Below are 8,472 nucleotides of genomic sequence, written 5' to 3'. Positions count from 1 at the left end.
TTTGGCCTTATATTACCCCTGGTATTCCCGATGAATTGTTTGAAAATTTGCCAGGAATTCCCCTGAGTCAGCGAGAAGTCCGACTACTATTGATTGCCCAACTGCGACTAAAATCAGATTCTGTTTTGTGGGACATTGGCGCAGGGACGGGTACAATTCCGGTAGAAGTGGGGCTATTGTGTCCAAGCGGAAAGATTATCGCTATAGAAAGGGATGAAGAAGTCGCTAATCTGATCAAGCGTAACTGCGATCGCTTTGATGTGAAAAACGTCGAAGTAATTGAAGGTAGCGCCCCAGAGTGTTTACATGATCTTAAAGTTACACCTCACCGCGTTTGCATCGAGGGAGGACGCCCCATTCAGGATATTTTGCAAGCAGCGTGGCATTATTTGCCACCATCCGGTCGGGTTGTAGCCACAGCTGCTAATCTAGAAAGTCTGTATGCTATTTCCCAGAGCTTTTCCCTATTAAGGGCTAGAAATATCGAAGTCGTCCAGTCTGCGGTTAACCGCTTAGAAACGCGTGGCTTTTCTCAAACCTTTACCGCCGTTGATCCCATTTTTATCCTTAGTGGTGAGAAACTGGATTAGGGAATGGGGCATGGGGCATTGAAAGAAGCGGTAAAGGAAGGGAGAAAACAGCGATGAGGAAGTAGGGGGAGCTGGCGTTGCAGGGGAAGAAAGAATAACTAATTAATTAATGCCCCATGCCCAATGCCCAATGCCCAATGCCCAACCCTCAATGCCCAATGCCCAACCCCCAATGCCCAATGCCCAATGCCCAATGCCCAATGCCCCATGCCCAATATTTAATACTTCTATGCCTTGGTCTCGGATTATTAGTGGAATTGTTGCGATCGCTCTTGCTCTTTCTGCAACCCTTTTGGGGGGTTGGTACTTTACCATCATCTTTGCGGTTATCATCTTTTTGGGTCAACAGGAATATTTTAATTTGGTGCTAACCAGAGGCATCGCTCCCGCCGCTAAAACCACAATGTTTGCTAGTCAAGTTTTGTTGGTAATTTGCACCCTTGATGGCAGTTTAGCTGATGCTGTGATGCCAATAGCAGGCACACTTATTTGTTTTTACCTGCTGTTTCAACCCAAATTTGCCACGATCGCTGATGTTTCCGCTTCTATTATGGGGCTATTTTACGTAGGTTATTTGCCGAGTTACTGGGTGCGATTACGGGCAATTGATAGTGCTACTTTTAGCAATCTTCCTTTCGGAGGTTATTGGCCCACAACCTGGACAGATTTCTGGGAAAAGGCAAATTCTGCTTCATTACCACAAGGTTTTACAGCAACACTGCTAACTTTTTTGTGTATTTGGGCAGCGGATATCGGCGCTTACACTATTGGCAAAATCTTTGGGAAAACCCGTCTGTCTGATATTAGCCCGAAAAAAACTGTTGAAGGTGCTGTCTTTGGTATTACTTCAAGTGTTGCTGTAGCCATAGCAGGAGCCTATTATTTGCACTTGCCCAGATCCCCCTTCACTGGTTTAGCATTGGGTTTACTGATTGGCATTGCTAGTCTTTTGGGGGATCTTACCGAGTCTATGCTCAAGCGAGATGCTGGAGTCAAAGATTCTGGACAATTAATCCCTGGACACGGTGGTATTTTAGACCGTACTGATAGTTATATTTTCACTGCTCCTTTGGTTTATTATTTTGTGACACTACTGTTGCCGCTACTGTAACGGTTTTCAGTTGATTTCAATACAGACCTCAGAAGAACAGCCCCAACCCTTGTAGGGCTTGTCATTACCCACATTTTTGTAACAGTTAAAGTATTCCACTGACCCACATCCCGCCCAGAACTTAAGTTCCGGGCTAATAGCTCAAGTCCACTTAAGTGGACTAAAATTCTTGTTTAGTCCTCTTGAGAGGACTTAAGCTATTAGCCTTGGAATTCTATTCCAAGGCGGGATCGCAACGAAGCGCAGGATTGTGTTTATCGTCCTTTCAATGCAATAACTTGGAATTCTATTCCCCAGCGGCATAGAAACAAAGCGCAGGATTGTCCCCTGCCCCCTCATCCCCTGAGAGGCTTCATATCATTTAAAATAGAGTGTAAGCATTTCTTAATTTTTAATTCGTCATCATCAAGGGTTAACGTTAATCCGCCCACGACACACTAGCTTACCTGGGATCAGCGTTAGTTCTTGGATATCGACATCTGAGCCAAGATCCAGATTGTACTCATGATTGTCCTCTAATATATCCCCCTGGTTGGGCAAGATTTTTATATGTGCTAGTTGCAACTCATGCCCACTGAGTAACTGTGAGCTTAGACAAATCTCTAGAGGAGTTGTTTCACTATTGGTTACTCTCATACCTCGCAGTATAATTTGGTTGTTATCAAGGATAATTTCTTGCCAATTTATTGGTTGTGACTTTGGGCAATATGTTGGTAAAACTTTAACCAACAAATCACTCAAAGCAGTCGATAATAAGTCAGATGAGAGAGAAGCATTAAGATCCTTCTCGTCTACGATCAAATCGCCAATTACTGGTACTGTTTCTAACAGTCGTAGCGGCTTTCCCTTGAGTACCGAGCCGATATTTATGCGAATATTTTCCGCTATTAATTGAATTTGTGTAATTAGGAGACCTTGATAAATTGCATCAGTAGCAAAAATAGATACCGACGGGATACGCCCAGAGAGAATTTGGCGATCGCTCGCTTTAATCTCCACTTCTAAGTCCGATATTTCGCTCACTTGCGTTCTCAACCAGAGCTTTAGGGCTGTTGTGATTACTTGCGTAATTATGCGGATTTTATTTGTATTTGTTGTTTGGGAATTTTGCTCTGGCATCTAACGAATCTGTTTATGAATATTTGCTTAACAACCGAACAGAAATTAAATAAGTCTTAAATGTAACATTTATGCCTACTCACTACAAAATGCAAATATTATTTAATTGTTAACAGTAAATAAGCAATTCCACATGGAGGAACGGTTACAAAAAATTCTCGCTCAATGGGGTATCGCCTCACGTCGTGAAGCCGAAGAAATGATTAGGCACTCACGGGTGCGGATCAATGGGGTATTAGCACATTTAGGTCAAAAAGTTGATCCCGAAAAAGATGCGATCGCAATTGATGATAAGCCTATATCTAAAAAGCAGCGTCCGGCTTTAATATATTTATTGCTGCACAAACCAGCAGGTGTGGTTTCGACTTGCTACGACCCTCACCGCAGACCAACAGTCCTGGATCTACTATCGAAAGAATTACGGGAGGGTACAGGTATTCACCCAGTTGGGCGTTTAGATGCAGATTCTACAGGAGCATTAATCCTGACCAATGACGGAAATCTGACATTTGGACTAACCCATCCCCGCCACAGTATTTCCAAGACATATCGTGTTTTGGTAGAAGGACATCCTTCAGAAACAGTACTGAAAATGTGGCGTCAAGGTGTGATGTTGGAGGGTAGAAAAACCAGACCAGCTAAGGTACAGCTAATAGAACATCGTGCAGAGCAAAGCTTTTTAGAAATAGTCTTGCAGGAGGGAAGAAATCGCCAAATTCGCCGGATAGCTCAACAGTTAGGATACCCAGTAATCAAGCTGCATCGGACTGCTATCGGCCCAATTCAATTACAAACTCCAAAAGAACCTTTTTTGTCAGAGGGTAAATATCGTTCCCTCAAAGATCATGAAATTCACTTTTTGCAAGATCAGATAACGCAACCTAATTATTGATTCTGTGGAGTTAAGGAGTATCAGTAGTCATGAAATGGCTAAGAAAGAAGAATAATAATAAGCAGCCATCAATCTCATTAGAGCAAGAACGAGCCGAAAAGTTGGCAAAAATGGGCGCTCAACTTTGGGCATTGCGTCAAGAACAGGGATTATCTCTAGAGCAAATGGTTGCATTAACTAGGATTCCCCAGCGATTATTGCAGGCGATCGAAGAAGGCAATTTAAACGATCTGCCAGAACCAGTTTATATACAGGGTTTAATCAGGCAATTTGCCGATGCACTAGGCTTGAATGGAGTAGAATTTTCTGGCACTTTTCCGATCAGTTCTGCACAAGTGAACCCTCAAGGTATGGGGAATAATTCACCCCTTAATCAACTACGTCCGATTCATCTTTACTTTCTTTACATATTGCTAATTGTATGCTCTGTAAATGGCTTATCTCAGTTATTAAATAACGCGGTACTACAAGCAAGTAATAGTCAAAATCAGCCATCCCCAAAACAAAAGTCCATTGTTAAACCAGAAATAGCCCAAATAAAAGAGTCAGTGGAGGTTCAATCAGTTAACGATACCCTTAGCGCCGTCCAACAGGGAAAGGCTGTACAGATTGGTGTCACTTTGAAAGCGTCATCTTGGATTCGCGTAATAGCCGATGGCAAAATCGAGTTTGAGGGTACTCTCCCAGAGGGAACTCACCGGATTTGGAAAGCTCAAGAGCAACTCACAGTGAAAACTGATAATGCTGGTGGCGTGTTAATGAGCATCAACCAAGAAAAAGCCAAAGAAATGGGAGAACCGGGTAAAGAGGAAGAAGTTAGAATTGCTGCAAAACCTAAGTTTTGAGATGAGGGGGATGAGGAGGATGAGGGAGATGAGGGAGATGAGGAGGATGAGGAGGATAAGGAGGACAAGGAGACAAGGAGGCATTTACTCCCCCATCTCCCCTTACTCCCTCATCTCCCCCTGCTCCCCCATCTCCCCTTACTCCCCCATCTCCCCTTACTCCCTCATCTCCCCTTACTCCCTCATCTCCCCTTACTCCCCCATCTCCCCTTACTCCCCCATCTCCCCCTGCTCCCCCATCTCCCCCTGCTCCCTCATCTCCCCCTGCTCCCTCATCTCCCCCTGCTCCCTCATCTCCCCCTGCTCCCTCATCTCCCCCTGCCCCCTTGCCTTACTGGGCTTCCGGGGCGCGTCCATTGAGTCTGGTAAGAACTTTCAAGCGATCGCCTAATTCTTGTGTCAAAGCTGCTGCTTGATAGCGCCACTCCCAGTTACCCTCAGCAACACTGGGAAAATTCATCCGCGCTTCGTTTCCTAATCCCAAAACATCTTGCAAGGGAATAATCGCTTGATTGGCTATGGAACTCAAAGCTAGGCGAATTAAATCCCAGTGGATGCCCTCAGGGCTGATAGAACCCAAATAAAGCAACAGGTTTTGCTTTTCGTTTTCGTTAGCTGAATTAAACCAGCCTACAGTTGTGTCATTATCGTGAGTCCCGGTATAAACTACAGCATTTCGCGGGTAATTGAATGGTAAAAATGGATTACCGGGATCAGAACCAAAGGCAAACTGTAAAACCTTCATCCCAGGAAATTCATACTTGTCTCGCAGCGCTTCTACCTCTGGTGTAATTACTCCCAAATCTTCCGCTAAGACGGGTAGCTTGCCCAACTTCTCTCTAATCACTTCAAAAAAAGCGTCTCCAGGTGCTTCCACCCATTTGCCATTCATGGCAGTTTCTTCGCCTTTGGGTACTGACCAATATGCCTCGAAGCCCCGGAAGTGGTCAATACGAATTATATCGACATAATCCAGCATTGCCTCAAAGCGCTGTACCCACCATTTAAAGTCTTGTTTTTGCAATTCTTCCCAGTTATAAACTGGGTTGCCCCACAATTGACCGGTGGCGCTAAAGTAATCTGGTGGGACTCCTGCCATTTGGGCAGCAACTCCAGTCTCTTCGTCTAAGCAAAAGATATCGGGATGCGCCCACACGTCGGCACTATCATGAGCTACGTAGATGGGGATATCGCCGATAATGTCAATACCGCGCATGTTGGCGTAGCTTTTCAGGTCTGACCACTGGCGGAAAAACTCAAATTGGACAAACTTGTAATAAAAAATCTCTCCATTAAGCCGATCCTGTACTTGCTCCATTGCTTGTGGATCACGCTTGACAAGTTCTGACTTCCATGCGTGCCAGTTTGCATTCTCGTTGTCATCTTTCAGCGCCATAAATAAGGCGTAATTATCTAGCCAATAGGCTTTGCTATCGCAAAAACCTTCAAACTCTTTCTGCTGGATAGGTGTAGGATTGGTTCTAAAATGTTCACAGGCTTTTTTGAGTAGCCCAATCTTAATCGGCACAACCTGCTCGAAATCTACCTTTTCTTCTGGAAATCCTGGTAAATTAGCAAAGTCTTCTTCAGTTAGCAAACCCTCATCTCGCAGTTTTTCTGGGCTAATCAGCAGGGGATTTCCCGCCATTGCCGAGTAGCACATATACGGGGAATTGCCGTATGCAGTGGGGCCCAAGGGTAAAACTTGCCAATATTGTTGATAGCTTTCTTTAAGAAAATCAATGAAGCGATAGGCTTCTAAGCCTAAATCCCCAATGCCAAATCGACTGGGAAAGGAGGTAGGATGCAGCAAAATGCCACTGGATCTAGGAAAAGGCATATTTAATCTGAATTATGAGAAAGAGCAATTATCTGATGGATACGCGATGCGATCGCATCGAATTTATCACGGAACAGTATTTGCAGGGTAAATCAACTATTTGTCCTTTGTCCTTTGTCCTTTGTCCTTTGCAAATGACCAATCACCAATGACTAATGACCAATGACCAATGACCAATCACCAATGACTAATGACTAATAACTATGACTTACCGAAATCCTGCACCGACAGTTGATATCATCATTGAACTAATAGATCGACCTCATCGGCCAATAGTGTTAATTGAAAGACATAATATACCTTTAGGTTGGGCTATTCCGGGTGGTTTTGTGGATTATGGAGAAGCGGTGGAAGTGGCTGCGCGGCGGGAAGCTGAGGAAGAAACGGGTTTGCAGGTGGAGTTAGTTGAACAATTACTGGTGTATTCTGATCCCGATCGCGATCCGCGTCAGCATACCATTAGCATTGTGTTTTTGGCGACAGCGACTGGTGAACCTGTGGCTGGGGATGATGCTAAGGGTGTAGCAGTTTTTGAGTCTTGGCGTGTGCCTGGTAATTTATGTTTTGACCACGATCGCATTTTGCGCGATTATTGGCGATATCGGCATTATGGGATACGTCCGAGGTTGGGGTAAGAGGGACGAACCGCCAAGACGCCAAGGACGCCAAGGAAGAGGGGAGAGGAACGAAACCCAACATTATCAAGGTTGGTGATGATGCTAAGGGTGTGGGAGTTTTTGAGTATTGGCGTGTGCCTAGTGATTTATGTTTTGACCACGATCGCATTTTGCGCGATTATTTGCGATATCGGCATTATGGGATACGTTCGAGGTTGGGGTAGGAGGAACGAACCGCGAAGGCGCAAAGGGCGCGAAGGAAGAGGGGAGAGGAATATCTGGAATTCCCCAACATACAGTTTGTGTAAACATTATGTAGGAATCGGTTGGTGTTGGGAGGATATCAAAGCCAAGATTCTAAGGCTAAGGCTTGTACTTGTTGTATCCTTTGAAAATCACTGTCCCCTGAGACGACGGTGAGGTTATAGTGCAGAGCAGTTGATGCTATCCACAAGTCGTTATCGCTAAAACCCAAATCTTGAACTGTAAACTTTCTACGCTTTGCTTTATCTTTGGGGCCAAAATGTTCGACAATTTCTCCTTTGAGGCTACCGTAAACATCTGCAACTCCTCCACTAATGGGATAAAGATCAATGGTTTGCAGAAAAGTTCTAACAAAGCGAAGATTTGCTTCTTGTTGAGAAGACTTTTGCACCATGTAAAGGAGTTCACCTTGCACAATAACGCTAGTTGCAACCCCTAAACCAATGTGTTCTTGTAACCGACGAATGATGTTTGTTTCTCCAAAAATGATCCGGCTACAATGGTTGGTATCTAAAAGGTACATCACTAAAATTCAGCCGGAGAACGGGTTTCGTAAACAAGCTGCAAGCACTCCTCAAAATCATCCCCTTGCCAGGTTCCGGCAAATTTTAGCAAGTCTTCTGCTTTAGAACCTCTAAGAATTGGTGTTGCTTCCTGTATTTCCGGTTTCGTTTTATGATTGGAAGTATTATCATTTTTTTCCGTTGACAGGTCAAGAGATATTTCCTCGGTTCCTGGTTTTGCCTTAAGAAAACGCAAAAAATCTAGTGTTTGGGCTAGTATAACATCTGAGGATGATTCAATTTCTTGGAGCAGTAGTTCTTTAATATTCATAAATGATGTTTTGCAGTCTGTCGTAACAGTATTATACGAGTGCGATCAAAATGTAGACCTGACGCAATACTCTTCGGTTAAGCCTAAAAAATAACTCCAATGTAGGTTGGTTGAGGAACGAAACCCAACATTATCAAGGTTGGTGATGATGCTAAGGATGTAGGAGTTTTTGAGTATTGGCGTGTGCCTGGTGATTTATGTTTTGACCACGATCGCATTTTGCGCGATTATTGGCAATATCGGCATTATGGGATACGTTCGAGGTTGGGGTAGGAGGAACGAACCGCGAAGGCGCAAAGGGCGCGAAGGAAGAGGGGAGAGGAATATCTGGAATTCCCCAACATACAGTTTGTGTAAACA

At 44.2% G+C, this 8,472-nt stretch carries 11 protein-coding genes and 2 pseudogenes; 8 read left to right on the top strand and 5 right to left on the bottom strand.

All coding sequences use genetic code 11. The features are described from left to right. Positions 1-590, top strand: a 590-nt coding sequence (gene cbiT, locus LC574_RS14730; RefSeq protein WP_229454212.1) for a precorrin-6Y C5,15-methyltransferase subunit CbiT, incomplete at its 5' end; no start/stop codon positions are given. 229 nt (positions 591-819) lie between these two features. Next, positions 820-1,701 carry a phosphatidate cytidylyltransferase gene (locus tag LC574_RS14725; protein ID WP_229454214.1) on the top strand — a complete coding sequence of 294 codons (882 nt, stop codon included), beginning with the start codon at positions 820-822 and terminating at the stop codon, positions 1,699-1,701. 405 nt (positions 1,702-2,106) lie between these two features. On the opposite strand, the gene LC574_RS14720 is transcribed toward LC574_RS14725, so the two are convergent. Then, entirely contained in the window at positions 2,107-2,820 is a 714-nt protein-coding gene (locus LC574_RS14720; protein ID WP_229454211.1) for a DUF2993 domain-containing protein, read from the bottom strand. Between the two features lie 133 nt (positions 2,821-2,953). Here LC574_RS14720 and LC574_RS14715 point away from each other — a divergent pair, with 133 nt between their 5' ends. Together LC574_RS14715 and LC574_RS14710 are read left to right on the top strand one after the other, a co-directional pair. Beyond that, positions 2,954-3,712, top strand: a complete 759-nt coding sequence (locus tag LC574_RS14715) for a pseudouridine synthase (protein ID WP_229454210.1) — start codon at positions 2,954-2,956, stop codon at positions 3,710-3,712. Between the two features lie 29 nt (positions 3,713-3,741). Further along, positions 3,742-4,557 (top strand): RodZ family helix-turn-helix domain-containing protein, encoded by an 816-nt coding sequence (locus tag LC574_RS14710; protein WP_229454209.1) that lies wholly within the window; start codon positions 3,742-3,744, stop codon positions 4,555-4,557. Between the two features lie 210 nt (positions 4,558-4,767). Here the strand turns inward: LC574_RS14710 and LC574_RS14705 are convergent, their stop codons facing one another. Next, on the bottom strand, positions 4,768-4,914 hold the full coding sequence (locus LC574_RS14705; RefSeq protein ID WP_229454208.1) for a hypothetical protein: 147 nt from the start codon (positions 4,912-4,914) through the stop codon (positions 4,768-4,770). Next, entirely contained in the window at positions 4,889-6,397 is a 1,509-nt protein-coding gene (malQ, locus tag LC574_RS14700) for a 4-alpha-glucanotransferase (RefSeq protein WP_229454207.1), read from the bottom strand. Before malQ ends, LC574_RS14705 begins: the two co-directional genes overlap by 26 nt. Before the next feature lie 14 nt (positions 6,398-6,411). Here malQ and LC574_RS14695 point away from each other — a divergent pair, with 14 nt between their 5' ends. From LC574_RS14695 to LC574_RS14685, 3 genes and pseudogenes are all read left to right on the top strand, one after another. Further along, positions 6,412-6,549, top strand: a complete 138-nt coding sequence (locus LC574_RS14695) for a hypothetical protein (protein WP_229454206.1) — start codon at positions 6,412-6,414, stop codon at positions 6,547-6,549. Positions 6,550-6,600: 51 nt separating this feature from the next. Continuing rightward, positions 6,601-7,032 (top strand): NUDIX hydrolase, encoded by a 432-nt coding sequence (locus tag LC574_RS14690; protein ID WP_229454205.1) that lies wholly within the window; start codon positions 6,601-6,603, stop codon positions 7,030-7,032. Between the two features lie 74 nt (positions 7,033-7,106). Then, positions 7,107-7,238, top strand: a pseudogene (locus LC574_RS14685) (NUDIX hydrolase); the annotation flags it as partial. A gap of 119 nt (positions 7,239-7,357) precedes the next feature. On the opposite strand, the gene LC574_RS14680 reads toward LC574_RS14685, so the two are convergent. Both LC574_RS14680 and LC574_RS14675 read right to left on the bottom strand, forming a co-directional pair. Then, positions 7,358-7,801, bottom strand: a complete 444-nt coding sequence (locus LC574_RS14680; protein WP_229454213.1) for a type II toxin-antitoxin system VapC family toxin — start codon at positions 7,799-7,801, stop codon at positions 7,358-7,360. Positions 7,802-7,803: 2 nt separating this feature from the next. Then, the gene (locus LC574_RS14675; protein ID WP_229454204.1) at positions 7,804-8,112 is read right to left on the bottom strand and encodes a hypothetical protein; all 309 of its coding nucleotides are present in this window, start codon (positions 8,110-8,112) and stop codon (positions 7,804-7,806) included. A gap of 141 nt (positions 8,113-8,253) precedes the next feature. Here LC574_RS14675 and LC574_RS14670 point away from each other — a divergent pair. Then, positions 8,254-8,385 (top strand): annotated as a pseudogene (locus tag LC574_RS14670) (NUDIX hydrolase); the annotation flags it as partial. Positions 8,386-8,472 lie beyond the last annotated feature (87 nt).

Origin of the sequence: Nostoc sp. CHAB 5715 (assembly GCF_020829685.1) — a bacterium.
In the GTDB taxonomy this organism is placed as follows: Bacteria; Cyanobacteriota; Cyanobacteriia; order Cyanobacteriales; family Nostocaceae; genus Nostoc.
The sequence above is the reverse complement of the archived record's forward strand: the minus strand, read 5'-3'. Positions and strand labels throughout refer to the sequence as shown.

Coding starts and splice junctions, on each gene's coding strand:
- LC574_RS14725 (WP_229454214.1), top strand. CDS start 820: ATGCCTTGGTCTCGGATTATTAGTGGAATTGTTGCGATCGCTCTTGCT.
- LC574_RS14720 (WP_229454211.1), bottom strand. CDS start 2,820: ATGCCAGAGCAAAATTCCCAAACAACAAATACAAATAAAATCCGCATA.
- LC574_RS14715 (WP_229454210.1), top strand. CDS start 2,954: ATGGAGGAACGGTTACAAAAAATTCTCGCTCAATGGGGTATCGCCTCA.
- LC574_RS14710 (WP_229454209.1), top strand. CDS start 3,742: ATGAAATGGCTAAGAAAGAAGAATAATAATAAGCAGCCATCAATCTCA.
- LC574_RS14705 (WP_229454208.1), bottom strand. CDS start 4,914: ATGGACGCGCCCCGGAAGCCCAGTAAGGCAAGGGGGCAGGGGGAGATG.
- malQ (WP_229454207.1), bottom strand. CDS start 6,397: ATGCCTTTTCCTAGATCCAGTGGCATTTTGCTGCATCCTACCTCCTTT.
- LC574_RS14695 (WP_229454206.1), top strand. CDS start 6,412: ATGAGAAAGAGCAATTATCTGATGGATACGCGATGCGATCGCATCGAA.
- LC574_RS14690 (WP_229454205.1), top strand. CDS start 6,601: ATGACTTACCGAAATCCTGCACCGACAGTTGATATCATCATTGAACTA.
- LC574_RS14680 (WP_229454213.1), bottom strand. CDS start 7,801: ATGTACCTTTTAGATACCAACCATTGTAGCCGGATCATTTTTGGAGAA.
- LC574_RS14675 (WP_229454204.1), bottom strand. CDS start 8,112: ATGAATATTAAAGAACTACTGCTCCAAGAAATTGAATCATCCTCAGAT.